The organism is Spirosoma endbachense, assembly GCF_010233585.1.
Lineage (GTDB): Bacteria > Bacteroidota > Bacteroidia > Cytophagales > Spirosomataceae > Spirosoma > Spirosoma endbachense.
Genome location: NZ_CP045997.1, coordinates 7,648,473 through 7,669,328 on the forward strand (window position 1 = coordinate 7,648,473; position 20,856 = coordinate 7,669,328).

The following is a 20,856-nucleotide window of genomic DNA, read 5'->3' on the forward strand; positions in this document are numbered from 1 at the left end:
ACCGTCTATGAGGGTAGATGCATTAATAAATTATTGTTGCGTCGTTCTATATTTGCTGAAAGTATCGTAACAAAACCCGTATCTCAATACAATCCACCTGTATACCATGGCAAAGTCGAAGTTAGAGTACATTTGGCTCGATGGCTATAAGCCCACCCAAAGCCTGCGTTCCAAAACTAAAATTGAAGCTGATTTCTCGGGTAGTCTCGAAGATTGCCCTATGTGGTCGTTCGACGGCTCTTCGACCGAGCAAGCCGAAGGCGGTTCGTCAGACTGTTTGCTGAAACCAGTTTTCATTGTACCAGATCCGCAGCGTAAGAATGGTTATCTCGTGATGTGTGAAGTGCTGAACGCTGATGGTACTCCTCACGTAACAAACGGACGTGCTACGATTGAAGACGACGATAACGATTTCTGGTTTGGTTTTGAGCAGGAATATTTCCTATGGGATTTAAGCATTGATAAACCACTAGGATTCCCGGCCGAAGGTTTCCCGACGCGTCCACAAGGGCCATATTATTGCTCTGTAGGCGCTCAGAATGCCTATGGTCGCTACATTATTGAAGAACACCTGGATGCTTGCCTGGAAGCTGGCCTGAACGTTGAAGGTATCAACGCCGAGGTGGCAACAGGTCAGTGGGAATTCCAGATTTTCGCTAAAGGAGCAAAAGCAGCTGGTGACCAGATTTGGGTTGCCCGTTATATCCTGGAGCGTATCGGTGAAAAATACAATATTGCCATCAACTGGCATTGCAAGCCGCTGGGCGCAACCGACTGGAACGGTTCGGGTATGCACGCTAACTTCTCAAATACGGCTCTGCGCACGTCGGGAAGCAAGGAAGTATACGACAAAATCTGTCAGTCTTTCTCGCCTGCCGACGTTATCAAAGCACACATCGCTGTCTATGGTGCTGATAACGAGCAACGCCTGACGGGTAAACACGAAACCCAGTCGATCGATCAGTTCTCTTACGGTATCTCTGACCGTGGTGCTTCGATCCGTATCCCTATCGCTACGGTAGAACGCGGCTGGAAAGGCTGGCTCGAAGATCGTCGTCCGAACTCGGCCGCTGATCCTTATAAAGTAGCCGCTGTCATTATCAAAACCGTTAAATCGGCTGAGATTCTGGAAACTGCTTAATAACAGGATGCTGGATTAAAGAGGTTAGACGTAAGAATGCTAGCTCATTAATCGAATATCTGTAAACGATAGAATGCCCGACTACGCAAGTGGTCGGGCTTTTTTGTTGCTAAATGGGGAACCATACAACTCAGTGCTGAACCTTGTCCAGATTTATAAAGACTGAGAGAAAAGTAGACCTGACTGATTCGTTGAGGGTTACCAGTCTGGTGCCTTTTTAGGATAAAGGGATTTGTATTGACTATGTTATCTGCTGTGTTACAAAATAGGGGAGGAATCTGAACACTGGTACAGCAGCGAAAGACTATCAACGGCATTGGTTGGTTTTGTGAAACTCTGAATAATTATAGTATACGAATTATAAATACTTAGTATATAATTTTAGATACTAAGTATTTATAATTGTATTAGAAAATAATTTAAATAACTATTAAGAAGAAAAAAGATTACTTATGTTTATGCCCAAATCAACCTTACTAAATACTCATCATGAAATCAAATCAACTACGAAGCCTGTCCACAGTAGGCCTGCTGTGGCTGGGTCTGAGCGCGGGCTGTAGTCCACCCGATCCCTGTAAAAATGGCGAATGTTGTGGCCGGGGTAAAGTAACGTTTGTCCGACGGGTTGAAGGGGCCCGAGCCGAGTATGGAGGTATTGTATTTGCTTTTCAGGAGGTTGTTAGCGCGGCACCTAATATCAATCAGGCTTCTGCCTTTACCTGCCCTACCCAACAGGCGATGATAACAGCCCTGCATCTGAAGAGCAATACAATGGTTGACGCGACGGGTAAGATTCGCCTGATTGATTCGACCCATGCCTACCCCTATCGAGTGTGGGGCACCATCTATAATTTAGTCGAAATGCCTGGATTCGCTGGGCCTAATTATGCGATTCGGCTTGATAAAGTCGAGTCCGTTTATTAAAGTTTTTATAACCACCCTTCAACTTGTAAATCATCATGGCCACCCTATTTTTTCGTATTTTTTTATGTAACCTAATATTTTTCGGTGCTACTTATGGTTCAATGGCTCAGCGCTACAAACCTAAGTATCTCCGTGAAAATGATAAAACCCTGCTCCAACTGACCAGTCGCGCCACTGATGATGGCTGGCTTAAAAGCTAGAATGAGATACGTAGAATTGTAACCAAATCAACCTAAATAAATTCTTATCATGAAAATTAAGCAATTATCAAGCCTGGCCACGGTAGGCCTGCTGTGGTCGTGTTTGAGTGCAGGTTGTAGCAAAAAACCACCTCAACCTGACTGCAAGAATGGGAGCTGTTGTATGGCAGGCTATCAAAATACCGTTGTACGGACCTATGTCAATGCGCCAGCTTATTTTGGCGGCTCCTCATTTACCTTCCAGGATTCAATTACTTGGTTTGGGTCCCGACTAATTCGTACAGCCTTTATTTGCAGTGTGCAGGGTGAACAGATTCAGCATATGAATCTGACAAACAGCATTGTAATCGACCCGGTTACACTCAAGGCTCGTCTAGTTGATTCGACCAATATGTACCCTTATCGTGTATGGGGTACCATTTATCGCGTCCCCATCTATGCCTTTGATGGAGCTCCAGTCCATGCAGTGCGAATTGATAAGATCGAAAAGGCTAATTAATCTCTCTATTTCTTATTCAATCCCTTTAATCCCTCACATTATGCAAAAGTATCTAATTTTCTGGCTCTTATTTTGTAGCCTATTGTTCCAAAATGACATCTTATATGGCCAGAAATTTGCACCTAAATATTTAAGAGAAAACGACAAAAGTCTATTATCCCTAACCAGCCAATATACCGAAGATGGCTGGTTAATATTCAACCCGGATTCTGAATCCATTGAAGCCAGTAAGTTTACGTCAAGATTTCAGAATTCTTTGGGGTTGAGTGGGGATTATCAACTTTGGTTAGTAAAAGACAAAACCGATGTAAAAGAAACCAGACATCAACACTTTCAACTGCTCTGGAAAAACATAGTCGTCGAAGGCGGTCATTTAACCTTACATTCGCGAAAAGGTGTTCTCAAGTCTGTTCATTCCCGGATTATTGATGGCTTAGCTCTAAACCCAGAACGAGTCATATCGGAAAGCCAAGCACTTGAATCAGCAGTTTTTGCCCAAAAAATCAGCCTAGCTGATTTTAAAAATAACCTACCCAAAGGTCAATTAATTCTAACGAGCCAGGATGGAAATTTTGCAACAGAAAGTTATCAGCTTGCCTATACATTCGATATACTGGGTGGAAGGGAATCGGGCGATATTAAAAAAGCACTTGGCCCAAATCGAGTATACATCAATGCCATTAGTGGAGCAGTCATAAAAAGTGTCCCCTTGGTTAGCAAATGCTTTGATGCTAAGTATAGTCATGGCAAAGTGAGCCACAATCAGCTTCAATTACTTCCTACAACTCAAAACCTTGGTAAACCATTACAAGCCGCGACTTTCAACTCACTACATCCACGCGGCAATCCCACTCCTTCTTTTGAAGTAGAGCCTTTGGGTACGGACTTTCGCTTATCCATGAGTACCAATGTTCCCCAGGCTTTAATTACCCGAGTTGATTTGAACAATAATGCCTGGCTCTGGGCGAATCAGAATCCACCGCAAATCAATAACGCTTGGGACGATCCTGAGGTAACAAATTCTTCTACAAACTGGGGGACTAATGCACAGGCGGCTACCCTTAGTCACTGGGCTGTCTGGAGATGTTACCAATATTTCTTGAACCGTTTTAATATGAACGGTACTGATGGTCAAGGAACAATCGCGCGGGTTTTATCAAGCCCAGGTTACGCAGATGGTCCTGTCTGGTGGAGAAATGAGCGGCTAATGGTGGTCGAGGCTAATCCCCAAGGTCAAGTGGCTGCTGCCGTTGACATAATTGGTCATGAATATGGACATGGAGTTTCTAATCATTTAGTTGGTGGCTGGACAATTTTTGATGGCGAAACGGGGTCGTTAAATGAAGGCTTTTCTGATATCATGGGTTCGGTGATTGAGCGAGAACTGCAACCCGATGGAGGCCCAAATGGAGGAGATTGGTATTGGCAGATGGGAGAAAACGCCTGGTATGTTCGCAATATGGCCGATCCTAATATATTTGGCCATCCCAAGATATATCACGAACCTGGCTTTTGGAATAGTACGAATCCCCAGTTGGTCCATATAAATGCCGGCGTCTTGGATAAATGGTTTCATACATTGATAACAGGAAAAGGGCCAAATGGGGATATAACGCCCATTAGTTCGATTAATGATGCGATGAGCGTCGTGTATTGGGCGCTTGAAAATTACATTTATGGTGATTATAACTACGCTAATACCGCCAATGCCCTTCGTATCGCAGCTGGAGCCGTTTTTGGCGAATGTTCTCCTCAACAACGCGCCGTCGCTGCTGCCTGGGGAGCGGTAGGTATACCCACTAGCTACATCTGTAGTCCAGATTGTAATTTTACGGCAACAGCCATTACACCAACGAGTGTCAATTGCAATCAGGCCATGACTCTCAGTTCGGGCTGTACGGCTGGGCCCGGCAATTCAAACGGTTGGGAATGTCAGGGAATTACCTATACCTATAGTGGCCCTAATGTTCCTTATAACCCAGGCTCGAACCCAAGTTTGAACGTAACGGCTCCAGCTTCTGCAGGAACATATCAGTACAGTCTGGCCATGTCCAAATCTGGCGCTGGTTGTTATACACCAACTTTTAACTTCAACGTCAGTGTAAACTGTGGTTCCACTCCCACCTGCGATTTCAGTAACGGCCCTCGTTATGTGGGCACCTGGTCGAATCTGGTCGTTCAGATTCGCTCGATCTCCGGAAGAAATGTATTAGTGACGGCCATTCCAGGCTCCTCCGATGACAAATACTACCCGCGTGGTGATAATTTCTGGGGAAGCTTTAATCAAGACCCCAATGCGGCTGGTTTGCAAAGCTGTCTCAATGCAGGTACTACGGATTGGGGTGGCCTGACTAACCCCTCCAGCATTGCTCCGCCAGCCGGTTATTATCAGGGCACGGAGCAGGATGGGGCCGTATATTATGCACAGAACGGTACCAATCCGCCTAATCCCTGCGATTTTAGTAGCGGCCCCCGCCATGTGGGCACCTGGAATAATTTGAACGTCGAGATTCGCCAGTTTCCGAATGGGAAGCGGGCCTTGGTAACCGCTGAGCCGAACGCATACAATGACAAGTACTACCCACGCGGTGATAATTTCTGGGATAATTTCACCAAAGATTCCGGTGTGGAAAATCTCCAAGGGTGCCTCAATGCAGGAACTACGGGTTGGTGGGGCCTTGAATTCCCAACAAGCATAACCCCTCCATCGGGTTATCAACAGGGAACGACTCAGGATGGAGCCGTTTATTTCTCAACGAATGGGTTACGAGTGGGTGCCCAACAGGAGACTATAGAGGAGGTAAGCTTAGTGAAAGTGCGCCCGAATCCGGTTCATAATGAGGTTATAGTAACATTTATGCTAAAAGAAGCCAGTGATGTTCAACTGCGTTTGCTAGACGTACAGGGCCGTGTTTATCAGCAGCATACGCATAAGGGTATAGCTGGTAAGAACGAACGTGTTCTGACTGTTTCGTCACTGGCTACCGGTGTCTATGCGCTGGAAGTAATACTGGAACGGCAGCGAATCATTCATAAGCTGGTGAAAGAATAGGTCCTGGTTACCCCTCTTCCAGGCCCGACTACGCAAGTGGTCGGGCTTTTTTTTGCCGCTCGTTGGAATATGCCCGAAGGCGTGTATGTTTGACAAAGTTTTTCAACCCAAAACCACGCATAGTAGAGAATGAGCAATTTTCGGTTTAAAGCCCTCGAAATCGCCCAAAGCCGTCAGGCGATGGCCGTTGCCGCTCCCACCGAGCGCGTCGCCGATTTCTTTGGCAGCTACACATTCAACAATGAAGTGATGCGAACGCTTCTTTCGCCCGAAGCGTATATTAAGGTCACAGAGGCCATTCAAACGAATGGTCAGATCGACCGGAACATCGCCGACGAAGTGGCCGGGGCCATGAAATCCTGGGCAACTTCGAAAGGCGCCACTCACTACACCCACTGGTTTCAGCCACTAACGGGTGAAACTGCCGAGAAACACGATGCCTTCTTCGATATTACCATCGACGGCAAGGCCATCGAAAAATTTAAAGGCAGCGCCCTGGTGCAGCAGGAACCCGATGCATCGTCGTTTCCGAATGGAGGACTTCGGAATACCTTCGAGGCTCGCGGCTATACCGGCTGGGACCCCTCGTCACCTGCGTTCCTGATGGACAATGGAGCCGGAGGAAAAACACTCTGTATTCCATCCGTTTTTATTTCCTACACTGGTGAAGCACTCGATTATAAAACCCCGCTGCTCAAGGCATTAAACGCACTGGACAAGGCGGCAACGGCTGTTTGTCAATATTTTGACCGGAACATTACCAAGGTTACCCCAACGCTTGGGCCCGAACAGGAATATTTTGTGGTTGACCGGGCACTGTTCTACGCCCGCCCTGATCTGGTATTGGCGGGCCGTACGGTATTTGGTCATGCGCCCGCACGGGGCCAGCAGCTGGAAGACCATTATTTTGGCTCGATTCCTCCCCGCATCAATGCCTTCATGGTCGATTTTGAGTTCGAGTCAATGAAGTTGGGCATGCCCGTTCGGACGCGGCATAACGAAGTTGCACCGGGCCAGTTTGAAGTTGCACCAACTTTTGAGGAAGTAAATCTGGCTATCGACCACAACGCGCTGTTGATGGATCTGATGGAAAAAATTGCCGAAAAGCACAATCTGAAAGTTCTTTTCCACGAGAAACCATTCGCAGGTATCAACGGGAGTGGCAAGCATAACAACTGGTCGATGGGGACCAATACGGGTGTTAATCTGTTAGCGCCCAGTACCAAGCCCAAAGAAAGCCTTCGATTCCTGACCTTTCTGGTCAATGTCGTGAAGGCTGTTCACGATAACGCCGATCTGTTGCGGGCTAGCATTGCCTCTGCCGGAAACGAATACCGGCTGGGAGCTAATGAGGCTCCACCAGCCATTGTCTCCGTTTTTCTGGGCGAATCGCTGACACAGGCCCTTAATGATCTGGAAACCAAGTCGGAAGTTACGGTAAACAAGGGCGATAACGTGTATTACAAACTCGGTCTCAACCGTATTCCCAGCCTGATGCGTGATAATACGGATCGCAACCGAACATCGCCATTTGCCTTTACGGGCAATAAGTTTGAGTTTAGGGCAGTAGGCAGTTCGGCCAATTCGGCCTCTACCATGACCGTGCTGAATGCGATTGTGGCCGATCAGTTGAACAAATTCAAAACAGACCTTGACGAACGATTGGCGAAAGGCGAGAAGAAGGAACTGGCGATTGTCGATATTCTGAAAGCGTATTATTCTAACACGAAGCGAATTCTGTTTGAGGGCAATGGCTATTCTGATGAATGGGTCGAAGAGGCTGCTAGACGGGGTCTGTCGAATATCAAGTCGTCGCCTGAAGCGCTGGGCGTTTATGTGCAACCCGAATCACTGGCTCTGTTTGAACGAACGGGCGTATTGAGCCACGCCGAGGTGGAGTCACGCTACGAGATCGAACTCGAAAAATACATTAAAAATGTACAGATCGAGTCGCGGGTTATGGGCGATCTGGCCATGAATCACGTTGTATCTACGGCGCTCAAGTATCAGAATAAACTGGCCGAAACGGCCCGTAATCTGGTGGAGTTGGGAATGGTCGCTGAAGCAGAGCCGATTAAAGACATTCTGCGCGAAATTTCGACCCGCGTGCTGGTGATCAAAAAAGGAGTCGAAGCGATGATCGAATCGCGCAAGAAAGCGAATAATACGACCGATACCGCTGAACGCGCTAAACTATACGCAACGGAGGTTAAAGATCACTTCGAAATTATCCGTTATGAAGTGGACAAACTCGAGGAGATTGTCGATGACGAAGACTGGCCCCTGATTAAGTACCGGGAGTTATTGTTTGTGAAATAAGTCTGAACCGGCATTTAACGGATTGAGGAATTAAGCAAAATCAGCTTAATTCCTCAATCCGTTAAATGCCGGTTTAATAATTAGCGAAAATATCTTCCATCATATACGCGTGTGTCCCCAGCCATTTTGCGGCTCCATTCAACTGGGTTATTTCGATGGTCAGGTCGTTGCGGAAATCACTCAGGCAGTATTTACTAATTGCCTGTTCGATGGTGTTTAGGATAAAAGCTGCGGCTTTGGTTAGAACACCATCAACGATTATCATTTCGGGATTGAACAGACTGATCGCAACGGCAAGGCCTTTCCCTAGTTGGAATCCCGTTTCGTGTAACATGTCAATCGCATAAGAATCGCCCTGGTGGGCTGCGTTGATCAGTTCATCAATATCGATCTGCTCAACCCGTTCCCGGAAAACGGCTAATTTAGAAACCTGTCCATCGGTAATATCGCGTTGAACCCGCCGAACCAGCGCCGAGGCCGATGTAATGGTATTGAGGCAGCCTATTTTACCACAGTAACATAATTCACCCTCAGGGTCGACCTGAATATGCCCTAATTCACCGGCAAAACCACTGGTACCCTGAAAAACTTCGCCATTAACGACAATTCCCAGGCCAACTCCCCAGTCAATATTAATGGCCAGCACCTGTTTTTTACCCTGTGCTCCACCAAAACGGCTCTCTCCAAGTACGGTAGCTTTGGTATCGTTAATTAAATAAACAGGTAAACGGATCTGCTCCGAAAACCAGCGAGGAAGCGAGATATTTGCCGGACTAAGATTCTTATAGGTCAGATTGGTGCCATGCCGGGCATTGACTAAGCCGGGCATGGAAATGCCAACCGCCCTGATCGTTTTGGGATTGATACCCGAATCGGCAAGGGTAGTTTTGTACTGTTGAACCAGCGTCGCCAGAAACGTTGGATTGTCTTCCAGGCGCAGATCAAATTCACGACGAAAGACGATCTCACGGAGCACATTCATCACTAACAGTTTGGTGTCGTGCGTGCTGACATCGATCACAACCACATAATGCTTGGTTGTATCAAGACTAAACAGCGCTGGCCTTCGACCATTGTTACCCATGGCGGTACCCATGGCTGTTACCCATTTGTTACTAACCAGATCGTCGACAAGACTCGTCACGGAGGGTACACTACTGTGCAGCAGTTTGGCCAGGTGCGCCAGTGTGCAGGGGCCTTCTGCATACAGATAGGCCAGCATGTCGCGCTGCTTTTGTTTCTTCTTATAATCTACAACTGACTGGGAAACAGGCAGGTCATCCTCAAGAAAAATAGTTGTATTCATTTTGTTAAGACGAATGATACTATCGCGCCGTCATCTGGCCGATCAACAAGTTACGTCAAAGTCTCAAAGACAACTTTACGCCGTAGCTACTTAAAGACTGATGATATTTGTGGGCTTTTTGCTAAAGTTTTTAAAAAAATATATTAACTGCGTATTATTTCTAAATTAAATTTCTTAGGATTGCAGAGCCGTTAGATTTTCTAGGTAATTCCACTAGGCAACGGATTCATTTTATCACCTACTTAATTACATGCTCGGATGAAAAAACTCTTACTGTTAATGATGCTGATCCTGGTTCGGTGCTTACCGACTCTGGCACAGGCCAGGGCCACCGTTACGGGTCTTGTGCGCGATAGCCAAAGCAATCCCATTCCGGGGGCTACCATTCAGGTAAAGGGCTCTACAACCGGAACAACAGCAGGGGCTGATGGCACGTTTCGACTGAGCCTGCCTGCCAACGCTTCTACATTGGTTGTATCGGCAATTGGGTTTGTCACGCAGCAAGTAGCCATTGGCAATGCCTCAGAATTTACGGTTACACTTGCGGACGATTCCAAAACACTAGGCGAAGTGGTTGTAACCGGTTTTGGTATTAAGCAGGAGACCCGTAAACTTTCCTATGCTGCCCAGGAGGTGAAAGGAATGGATCTGGAACGGGCCAATAGCGCTAACCTTGTCAATGCGTTACAGGGAAAAGTGGCCGGTGTACAAATTGATCAGGGGTCGGGTGGTCCGATGTCGTCTTCACGGATTCGCATCCGGGGTAATGCATCGCTTAGCCCGAACACGCAGCCGCTTTTTGTTGTCGATGGCGTATTGATTCGGCCAACAACAACTGGTGCTGACTCGTGGGGAGCCGCTCAGGACTTTGGCAACATCATGAAAAACCTCAATGCTGATAACGTTGAGACCATGACGGTGCTGAAAGGGTCTGCAGCCAGCGCCCTGTATGGTTCAGAGGCTCTTAATGGTGTGGTTGTTATCACGACAAAGCACGGTCGTGAGCAAAAAGGCCTTGGCGTTACTTATAATCACACATCTTCATTTGAAAATGCCTACCGGTTTGTTGATGTGCAGAATCAGTATGGGGCCGGTATTGCACCGACCTTTAGTAAATCAGCTACCGGTACTGACCTGGTTGATACGCAAAACTGGCCTTATTCATTCGGACCCAAGCTGGATGGCCATATGGTGCAGGATATTGATGGCCGCATGATTCCCTGGAAAGCCAATGACCCATTGAAGTTTTTCCAGACAGGTAAGTTCATCAATCACAATGTAGCCGTAGAGGGTGGCAATGAACGCTCCTCGTTCCGGGCGTCGTTCTCGAATCTGTTTAATAATACGATTATGCCGGGTGGTGCCGAAATGAAGCGGAATAACTTCAATGTCCGGGCTACCCAGAAATTGGGCAAAATTTTCAGCCTCGATGTTTCGGCCGATTACACCGACAATAATAACCTGAACCCAATTCGGCAGGGTGGTAATTTTAACCCTGTTTTCCGGTTCGTCTATGGTCGTCCCCGGAGTTTTGATATTGATTACTGGGCCAATAATTATGCGTCACCCGTGGGTGGTCGTAAGCAGGGCGCGGCTGATCCGTATAACATCTCGACGTTCATGTGGCAGACTTTCCAGTGGAACACGACTCGTAAGGAGAAGATTTTTCGGGGAAATATCGACGTCAATATGAATTTCACGCCCTGGCTGACAGGGTTGGTCCGGGCTAACATCCAGAACGAATTATACCAGACCGAGAACAAAAATCTGGGCGATGGCGTAGGCTTTGCCGGTGGTGAATATTCGCAGTATTCGCAGGCTAACAATCAGTCGCGCATTCAGGCATTGCTGACGTTCAGCAAGGATTTGAGTCCTCTGTTTCATTTGAATCTGTCGGCTGGTGGTGAAACGAACCGGATTAACGGCGGTCGGGACTACCGGCTTCGTACGGATGGCGGATTGCGGATACCCGGCCAGTTTGCACTTCCTAATTCCATCAATCCGATTGTGGCTGATATCAGTGGCGACCGGCTGGCTCCCTCCAAGCGAACGGATGCCATCTACGCTTATGGCGATCTGAGCTATAAGGATGCGCTGTTTTTGAACTTCACCAACCGGATCGACTATTCCTCGGCGTTGACCTATGCCAATGGAAGCGGACAGTATTCGTACTATTATCCATCGGTGGGCTTAGCCTGGGATTTTACCCAGTCTGTGAAAAATCTGCCGAAAAGCCTGTCGTTTGGTAAACTACGCGCTAGTTACGGATTTACCGGGGGCGATACAGATGCCTGGCGGACGAATCAGACGGGCTTCTACTCGGCAGGAAATATCTTTACGTCTACCGGTGGACAGATTCAGCAGTACGGTTTTCGGGATAATATCCTGCCTAACTACAACCTGCGGAACCGATTAGCCCGCGAATGGGAGGTAGGTGCAGACCTGCGGTTCTTCAACAATCGGTTAGGCATTGATTTCGCTATTTACAACAAACTGACGACCAATGAGATCTTTACGTTGCCTGTGGCTACGGAGTCGGGTATTGCTTCGCGGTTGGCCAACGGTGGTAAAATTCTGAACCGTGGCGTTGAGATTTTGCTGACCGGTACGCCGATTAAAACGAATAAATTCCAGTGGAACACGGCGTTTAACTTCAGCCGGAACCGCAACAAGATTCTGGAACTGATCGAAGGCGTGGATACCTACCAGTTGAGTCTGGCTTTCGGAGCTGATATTCAGTCGATTGCTCGGGTAGGAGGGGATTATGGCACCATCAATACCTCTTATGCTTATGCCCGCGATGATCAGGGTCGTAAGTTGATCGGCGCGGCCAGTGGCACGACCGGTGGCTATTTAACTTATCTGCGTAGCGGAGCTGCCGGGCAGGGGTCGAAAGATATTGGGACCATGCTGGAGAAGTTTCTGTTGAGCAACACCAACAATTTCCGTTATGGTAATTTCTCGGCCACGTTGCAGGTCGATTCCAAAATTGGCGGTGTGATGGCATCTGCAACCCACGCCTACGGGTCGGCTTTTGGTAGCTTCAAGAATAGCCTGGCCGGTCGCGATGCGGAGTCGGGTGGGATCGCTTTCACCGATGCACAGGGCAACAAACGGAACGATGGTATTATTCCCGATGGTGTACTGAACAAAGGGGTTACGGCTACGGTCGATGGCAAACAGATTGATCTGGGCGGTATGACTTACAAAGATGCTGTCGACAAAGGCTATCTGACACCCGTTCCGGCCTATGCTTATTACGACAACCTGTCCAACTGGGGATCGGGGATCCGTGAGTATTCGGTTTTTGAAAACTCGTGGGTGGCTCTTCGTGAAGCATCGGTTAGCTACGATGTACCGGCTACACTCCTGAACAGGGTTAAAATTCAATCACTGCGGGTGAGTGTGGTTGGCCGTAATCTGGGCTATCTCTACATGACTGCCAAAGATGGTATCAACCCGCAGTCGCTGAAGAGCAACAATGCCGGTGAATTTGCTGAATACGGCGGACTGCCTTTCAGCCGCAACATCGGTGTAACGGTCAACGTAGGACTCTAATTCTCGGCACGTATCTCAATCGAACTTACGCATATGCTTATCTCCTATAAAAACTATTTCTCCGGACTGCTCATGGCAGGGACGCTGGTATTCAGCGGGTGCCAGAAGGAGGCTTTCGTGGAAACCAACATTAATCCGGAAGGGCTAACGAGCGTTCCGCCAGCCAATCAGTTCCTGAACGCAACGCTGTCGTTGCACGGACAGGATTTTGAAGCGTTTTATGACCTTTACCAGCGGATCATGCCCTGGATGCAGTATTCAACAGCTGTGAATGGAAATGGACAGAATTTTACGCAGGTATACGACAACTTCTCACAGCGATATGGACGCCTGTATAATGGTGTTGGCAATACGCTGGTTGACGTAGAAAAACTGGTCGCGAATCTCCCCGCCGAAGAGCAGCCCCGCTACGTACACATGATCCGGATTGCGCGGATTCTGAAAGCATACTACACGTTTTATGTGAGTGATATTTACGGCAGTATTCCTTACTCGGATGCTTTTCAGGCCCGTTATGGCGGCACACTAACGCCAAAGTATGACCCGCAGCAAACCATTTTCGCAACGCTCGATACCGAATTGAAAGAAGCGATTACAACGTTGAAAACCGCTCAGACTGCCTCACAGGTAGCGTTGGGTACCAATGACCAGTATTATGCCGGTAATACACAGCAGTGGGTAAAAGCGGCTAATGCACTACGGCTAAAAATAGCGATACGTCTGGCAAAACGCGATGCCGCGAAGCTTAAAACGATTGCGCAGGAAGTATTAAGTTCTCCGGCAGCCGATCTGATGAGCAGCAATGCCGATGGGTGGATGTTTATTACGCCAGCCAGCTTTACGGGCGGTAGTGATTCGAACTGGAATCCCGCCAATTTGCGGGCTGCCAAGCCGCTGGTCGATTTCATGTGGGATACCCAGGACCCCCGACTTGATGCTTTCTTTACGCAAAACAGTTATTCTCAGTCCAATATCGATCTGCTGATTGCCGACAAGCAACTGCCAGCCGGTACCAAAGAGTCGCGCCGTTATCTGGGCGGGTTCACCGGCCCGGATGCTGCGAAAGTGGCCCAGAATGTACAACGTTTCTACACTCCGCGCTATCTTACCTTAAATGGCAATCGTACGGCAATCGATACGCTGTCGTATGTGCAGCCGCGTCTGTTCCAGGCGGGCTATGCTGATGCGAGTGGAACTGCCGGAACGGGCAAAAACTATTTCCCTGTTATCACCTATGCCGATTTCTGCTTCATGCGGGCTGAACTGGCAGCACAGGCCATTACGGGCGAAAGTGCCAAAACCTGGTATGAAACGGCAGTAACTGCATCGTTGGATTGGTACGATATGGTTGCGCAGGGAGCGCAGGTGTTCAACTATACAGCCATGACGGCGGCAGAGAAGACCGCTTATCTAGCTAATGCCAAAGTGGCCTTCAATGCTGCCAAAGCGATGGATTTAATCGCCAGCCAGGAGTATATCCATTTTCTACGTCAGCCAGCCGAAGGGTGGGCAACCTGGAAAAGAACCGGACTGCCCAATACAACGTCGACACTGGTTTTGCCAGCGTTGATTTCGAACGGTGCTACACTGGTGGTTCCTCGGCGGGCCCCCCTTGGTATTCCGAATGTCAATGATCCGAACTATGCGAACCGCAGGGCGGCCCTTGATGAAATGGCTAAAATAACCGGCTTCGGAACCGACCCTCAGGATGCTACGGGTCGTGTTTGGTGGGATCAGCTCTAGTGTATACCCGCTGAATTTTTCATAACTTAATGCCCAACCCGTCACATTGACGGGTTGGCTTTTTTCGGATTGTTTATGAAGCAGTGCCTGGCACATGGAATAATCTGGTTAAGTTGGTTTTTAGTAAGCAACGCAGTTTATGCACAGAAGCCAACGTTTTATCAGGATGTCCAACCGTTGATTCACGCTAAATGCGCGGTTTGCCACCGACCGGGTGAGGCTGCTCCGTTTTCGCTGATTACCTATGAAGATGTAACGAAACGGGCGAAATTCATCCGGAAAGTGGTGAACTCGGGGTACATGCCCCCCTGGCGGGCCGATGATCATTATGTCGCATTTGCCAACAAACGCAGCCTGACACCAGAGCAGATCAAAATACTAACCGACTGGATCGATGCAGAACTGCCCAAAGGCAAGGTCAATACCGATGCCGAAAAGGAATTGCTCAAACGGGCTCAGGCAGGTACGGGCTACAACCGGGTGCCCGATCTGACCTTAAAAATGCCCCAGCCCTTTAAGGTAATCGGCGATGGAGTTGAGCGGTTTATGGTGTTCAAGATCCCATTCGAACTGGCCGGGGAAGCGAACGTAGAAGCAATTGAGTTTACATCCACAGACAAAAAGAGTATCCATCACGCCAATTTTGCCATTCACCCGGTCGATGATCCGGGCATCGATTTGAACAATACGGTCGCGCAGGTTAACCTGAATGGCGATGATGCGTCGCGTTATAGGGAGTGGTTGCCCTACAAAAAACAATTGACCTATTATAGCGGCTGGATTCCCGGAACAACCGTTGAAACGTATCCGGCCGATATGGGCTGGGTGATGCCTAAACGAGGAGTTGTACTGCTGACTGTTCATTTTGGCCCAGCTGCTAAAGACATCGAGAATGTAAGTGGCGTCAATTTTTTCTTTACAAAAAAGCCCATCCGACGAACTGTGAAAGTGATCAGCTTAGGGTCTGGGGGGATTGGTGAGAAAGAAATTACACCTCCGCTGCTGGTATTTGGTGGCGATAGCCTGACAACCCGACTGCGAATCGCCTATCGAAATCAACCCATCACGCTGTTATATGCCTGGCCCCATATGCACCAGATTGGCAAACGATTCACCGCTTTCGCTACCCTGCCCGGTGCCGATACGCTGCGGCTGGTACGCATTCCGGACTGGGACTTTCGCTGGCAGGAAGTATATCGCTATCAGAAGCCAGTCATTCTGCCGACAGGGGCGGTAATTAACGTGATTGGAACGTATGATAACACCGAAGGAAACCTCCAGAATCCGAACAAACCGCCTAAGCTGATCACCTCAGATGGTCAGATGCGTAGCGATCAGGAAATGCTGACACTGCTGCTGCTGTACGTAGCTTACGAACCGGGCGACGAAAACCTTCGGCTTAACTGACCTGCTATGTGGACTCCTCAATTAGTGCTGGCGGCTGTCTGTTTAGTGGCCGGATTGCTTTGGCCCGAAACAAGTTCAGATCCGGCCCCGCTCTTTACGGCACTATCGCCCGAACAAACCCATGTGCGGTTCGTCAATTCCTTGACGGAAACTGATTCACTGAACATTTTTCGGTACGAATATCTCTACAATGGCAATGGTGTTGGTGTCGGCGATTTTAATGATGATGGCCAGCCCGATTTGTTTTTTTCGGGCAACACCGTTCCGCATAAGTTGTATCTCAATCGGGGGGGCTGGCAGTTCGATGACGTGACCGAGCGGGCGGGCGTTGTAGGGAATGGAACCTGGGCAACGGGCGTGAGCGTGGCCGACATAAACGGCGATGGCCGATTGGATATTTACGTCTGTCATTCTGGAAAATACCCTGCCGAAAAGCTGGCCAACGAGCTGTTTATCAATGAAGGCGTTCGCGATGGCGTGCCGCAATTTAAGGACCGGGCCAGAGAGTTTGGACTCGATTTGCCGGGTACGCAATCGACGCAGGCTGCTTTTTTCGACTACGACCGCGATGGCGATCTGGATGTTTTTCTGCTGAACCACTCCAACCACACCTACAATCCATTTCTGAATACCCGCAAAATCAGGGCAACACCCGATATGCGGTTCGGGAACCGATTGCTGCGCAACGATAACCAAAAATTTACCGATGTTACACTGGCAGAGGGCATTATCAACAATCCACTAAATTTTGGACTTGGCGTGGGTGTCAGCGACCTGAACGCCGACGGCTGGCCCGACCTCTATACCACCAGTGATTACACGGAACAGGATTGTCTGTATCTAAATCAGCATGATGGTGCTGGCCACCACACGGGCTTCAAAGAATCATTACGAACCGCGATGACGCATACATCCCGGTTTTCGATGGGTTGCGATCTGGCTGACTTTAACAATGATACGTTACCCGATGTGGTGACACTGGACATGTTGCCGGAGGACAACCACCGCCAGAAAATGCTGAAAGGCCCGGATGAATATGACGCCTATCAGATGCTGATTGACAGCGGATACTTCCGGCAGCAGATGCGAAATATGCTTCAACTCAACCGGGGGCTGGAAGACAAAAAGCAAATCCGTTTTAGTGAAATAGGGCAGTTGGCCGGTATAGCCGCCACCGATTGGTCGTGGTCGGCCCTGCTGGCCGATCTGGATAATGATGGTTGGAAAGATCTGTTCGTAACCAACGGGTATCTCCGCGACTTTACGGATCTGGACTTTATGAAATACACCGTCGCTGAAACTAAACTACAGGAAGCGGCAAAGGGAAATCTGAACTTTCAGACAATTGATCTGTTACGGAAAATGCCCTCGAACCGCCCCACTAACTATGCGTTTCGGAACAACCACGACCTGACTTTCAGCAATCAATCAGCCGCATGGGGACTGACGATACCGGCGGTGTCGGGTGCTGCGGCTTATGCTGATTTCGATGGAGATGGCGACCTGGATCTGGTCGTCTGTAAGCAAAACGAACCGGTAGGTATTTACCGGAACAATGCCGAACGGAACCGGGCCGACGCTCATTTCCTGCAGATTCGCCTGCGGGGGAAGGGAGCCAATACGCAGGCCGTCGGGGCGAGGGTAGTGCTCGAAACCACCGACGGACGGCAACTACAGGAGGCTTATGCTGTGCGGGGTTACCAGGCATCAGTCGAACCAACGCTGCATTTTGGTCTGGGAAAGCAAACCAGCATTTCCCGATTGACAGTATACTGGCCTGACGGCACACAGAGCCAGCTCGCCAATCTGCCCGGCGATCAAACCTTCACGATACAACAAAATGAAGGTAGCAGGCAAACCGTCCAGCGAATGCCGGAAGTCGCCTGGTTTAAGCCATTGGCGATGAATCAATTGCTGCCGTATCGGCACCGCGAAAACGATTTTATCGACTTTAAGGTAGAGGTGCTGATTCCTTATGAACTGTCGCGGCTGGGGCCAGCATTAGCCAAAGCAGATGTAAACGCCGATGGGCTGGATGATGTTTTTCTGGGCGGTGCCGTCGGGCAACGGGATGAACTATGGATTCAGCAGTCGGATGGTTCGTTTAATCGTGCTGATTCGCAGCCCTGGCTTGCCGATGCAGCCAGTGAGGATGTAAACGCCCTGTTTTTCGATGCTGACCGCGATGGTGATGCGGATTTATATGCCGTAAGCGGAGGAAATGAATATGAAGATGGATCGCCGGAATATCAGGATCGTCTTTATGTCAACGATGGAAAAGGGAATTTTACCCGCGCCCCACAGGCACTGCCACAAATGCGAAGCAGCAAACTGGCCGTAGCGGCTGCTGACATGGACCAGGATGGCGATCTGGATTTGTTTGTGGGTGGTCGGGGTAAGCCAGGCACCTTTCCATTCCCGTCGGAAAGTTATCTGCTGCGTAACGATACACCCTCCGGCGGATCTGCACGTTTTACCGACGTTACTGACCATATAGCCCCGGCTCTACGGCATATCGGTATGGTTCAGGCTGCTGCCTGGACTGACTTTCGGGGGGATAAATTTCCCGAATTGGTTCTCGCGGGTGACTGGATGCCCATGCATCTGATCGACAATCAGAAAGGGCAATTGACTGATATTTCCAGTGGGGCTGGCTTTACGGGCACGGAAGGAATGTGGGCGAGTCTGTTACTGGCCGACATCGATCAGGACGGCGATACTGACATCATAGCGGGTAATGCTGGCCTGAATAATCTGTTCCGGGCTGACGCCAGGCAACCGATGCAGATCACCACAACCGATATTGACAATGATGGCGTGCAGGACCCAATCTGGACTTATTATATTCAGGGCAAAGCTTATCCGGTGGCTTCACGCGACGAATTGCTCGATCAGGTAGTGCCTTTGCGGAAAAAATTTACCCGCTACCATCAATACGCCGATGCAACCGTCACCGATATTTTAAATCCTTCACAATTAACCCAGGCATCGGTCGTAACGGTTCGGCAACTGGCATCAGGTATTTTTGTAAATCAGGGCAATAAAACATTCAGGTTTGAGGCTTTTCCAACAGAAGCTCAACTGTCGCGGGCAAGCGCGCTGCTGATCGACGATCTGGATGAGGATGGAAAAGCGGATTTGCTGGTGGCCGGAAATTTCTATCCCTATCGCGTACAGCTTGGCCCTTGCTCGGCAAGTTTCGGTTGCTTGTTAAAGGGTAATGGTCAAGGTAAATTTCAACCTGTGCCTCCCCAAAAAACGGGCATCTGGGCCAGCGGTGATGTGCGACAGGTGGTTAGCCTGCGGTCGGGAGCCGGTCGACGACGATTACTGTTTACGGTCAATGATGGTTCGTTAATAGGGTTTGAGCGATGAAGAAACGACTACTGGTCATCACCGCAGGTTTAATGAGTCTGACAGCGCCCGCTCCGAATCGTTCGGCATCGGCAGAGACGCGCTGGCTGCATTCGGCGCACCAACTACTAACGGCCATCATAGTATCGGATGTGTTTTCGCCCCCCGTTGCTGCCCGGATTTACGCCTATGCGCACATTGCCGCCTACGAAACACTTGTGCCATTTCAGGCTGGACGTTATCGATCCCTGGCCGGACAGATCCCGTCAATGGCAACATTGACCACTACGCCACCGGCTGGCTGTAATCCGGCTCTGGCGGCCACCGAAGCGTTTTTGCGCGTTGGACGCACAATGATTTTTTCGGAGAAAACCTTCGATCAGGAAACAACGCAACTTTGGGAACAGATCAAAGCAGCGGGCTATTCTGAGGAAACCATTCAAGTGTCGAAAGCATTTGGTGAACAGGCCGCTCAGCATATCATTGCCTGGGCTAAGGGCGACAACTACCGGCAAACACGGTCGCTCCGTCGGTATGCCCCCGTAAAGCAGGCTGGCGCATGGGCACCGACGCCCCCCGGTTACATGACCGCTGTTGAGCCTTATTGGGGCCGCATCCGACCATTCGTGCTCGACTCGGCTGCGCAGTGTCGGACAACCGGACCTCCTCCGTTCAGTACAAACGAGAAAAGTCAATTTCGTGAGGCTGCGTGGGAGGTCTACGAAACGGGTAAAAACAGAACGGCCGAACAGCGGCTAATTGCGAGTTATTGGGATTGTAATCCATTTTTTCTGAACACACAGGGGCATCTGAATTTTGCCAGCAAGAAGCTTTCGCCGGGTGGTCACTGGTTGTCTATTGCCGGACAGGTTGCACGCCTAACGAAAGCCAATCTGATCACTACGAGCGCAGCTTACACAATGACGGCGATTGCGCTCTTTGATGGGTTTATTAGTTGCTGGCATGAGAAATATCGCTACAACGTTATCCGACCCGAAACGTACATCAACGCCCATATTGACGAGAACTGGCGGCCGTTGTTGCAAACACCGCCTTTTCCTGAATATCCCAGCGGCCACAGTGTTGTATCGACCGCTTCGGCAGTTGTGCTGTCGGCAGTTTTGGGCAAAAATGTTTCGTTCGTCGATAGCACCGAAATGGCTTATGGCTTACCGTCGCGTCGGTTCACATCATTTAACCAGGCCGCCGATGAGGCTTCAATCAGTCGTTTGTATGGAGGTATTCATTATCGGGCCGCGCTGCAAAACGGCCAAGTGATGGGAAAGGCAATAGGAGAGCTTGTAATCCGACGAATTAACCTGCGTCAGGCAGTTTTAAGTCAGAAACCATGAT

The 20,856-nt window shown here is 49.2% G+C and carries 12 protein-coding genes; 11 read left to right on the top strand and 1 reads right to left on the bottom strand.

What is annotated here, in order from left to right; all coding sequences use genetic code 11:
- The first annotated feature begins 106 nt into the window (after positions 1–106).
- From GJR95_RS31070 to GJR95_RS31095, 6 genes are all read left to right on the top strand, one after another.
- Complete coding sequence (locus GJR95_RS31070) at positions 107–1,141, top strand: glutamine synthetase beta-grasp domain-containing protein (protein ID WP_162389561.1); 1,035 nt, start codon at positions 107–109, stop codon at positions 1,139–1,141.
- Positions 1,142–1,630: 489 nt separating this feature from the next.
- The gene (locus GJR95_RS31075) at positions 1,631–2,065 is read left to right on the top strand and encodes a hypothetical protein (RefSeq protein ID WP_162389562.1); all 435 of its coding nucleotides are present in this window, start codon (positions 1,631–1,633) and stop codon (positions 2,063–2,065) included.
- Between the two features lie 35 nt (positions 2,066–2,100).
- Positions 2,101–2,265, top strand: coding sequence for a hypothetical protein (locus tag GJR95_RS31080; RefSeq protein WP_162389563.1), 165 nt, complete (start codon positions 2,101–2,103; stop codon positions 2,263–2,265).
- A 49-nt stretch (positions 2,266–2,314) separates the two neighbouring features.
- Positions 2,315–2,764 (top strand): hypothetical protein, encoded by a 450-nt coding sequence (locus GJR95_RS31085; RefSeq protein ID WP_162389564.1) that lies wholly within the window; start codon positions 2,315–2,317, stop codon positions 2,762–2,764.
- A gap of 40 nt (positions 2,765–2,804) precedes the next feature.
- On the top strand, positions 2,805–5,816 hold the full coding sequence (locus GJR95_RS31090) for a M4 family metallopeptidase (RefSeq protein ID WP_162389565.1): 3,012 nt from the start codon (positions 2,805–2,807) through the stop codon (positions 5,814–5,816).
- Between the two features lie 129 nt (positions 5,817–5,945).
- A complete protein-coding gene (locus tag GJR95_RS31095) occupies positions 5,946–8,135 on the top strand; it encodes a glutamine synthetase III family protein (RefSeq protein ID WP_162389566.1) in 2,190 nt (729 codons plus the stop codon).
- A 73-nt stretch (positions 8,136–8,208) separates the two neighbouring features.
- On the opposite strand, the gene GJR95_RS31100 is transcribed toward GJR95_RS31095, so the two are convergent.
- The gene (locus GJR95_RS31100) at positions 8,209–9,441 is read right to left on the bottom strand and encodes an ROK family transcriptional regulator (protein ID WP_162389567.1); all 1,233 of its coding nucleotides are present in this window, start codon (positions 9,439–9,441) and stop codon (positions 8,209–8,211) included.
- Between the two features lie 258 nt (positions 9,442–9,699).
- On the opposite strand from GJR95_RS31100, the gene GJR95_RS31105 reads away from it, so the two are divergent.
- The 5 genes from GJR95_RS31105 to GJR95_RS31125 all read left to right on the top strand — a co-directional run bounded on the left by GJR95_RS31105 (position 9,700) and on the right by GJR95_RS31125 (position 20,855).
- Positions 9,700–12,999, top strand: coding sequence for a SusC/RagA family TonB-linked outer membrane protein (locus GJR95_RS31105; protein ID WP_162389568.1), 3,300 nt, complete (start codon positions 9,700–9,702; stop codon positions 12,997–12,999).
- A gap of 33 nt (positions 13,000–13,032) precedes the next feature.
- Positions 13,033–14,742 (top strand): SusD/RagB family nutrient-binding outer membrane lipoprotein, encoded by a 1,710-nt coding sequence (locus GJR95_RS31110; protein WP_162389569.1) that lies wholly within the window; start codon positions 13,033–13,035, stop codon positions 14,740–14,742.
- Between the two features lie 75 nt (positions 14,743–14,817).
- Positions 14,818–16,149, top strand: a complete 1,332-nt coding sequence (locus GJR95_RS31115; RefSeq protein ID WP_162389570.1) for a c-type cytochrome — start codon at positions 14,818–14,820, stop codon at positions 16,147–16,149.
- 6 nt (positions 16,150–16,155) lie between these two features.
- Complete coding sequence (locus GJR95_RS31120; RefSeq protein WP_162389571.1) at positions 16,156–19,524, top strand: VCBS repeat-containing protein; 3,369 nt, start codon at positions 16,156–16,158, stop codon at positions 19,522–19,524.
- Positions 19,521–20,855: a vanadium-dependent haloperoxidase gene (locus tag GJR95_RS31125; protein ID WP_162389572.1), complete on the top strand. Its 1,335-nt coding sequence runs from the start codon at positions 19,521–19,523 to the stop codon at positions 20,853–20,855. Before GJR95_RS31120 ends, GJR95_RS31125 begins: the two co-directional genes overlap by 4 nt.
- The last annotated feature ends 1 nt before the right edge of the window (position 20,856 follow it).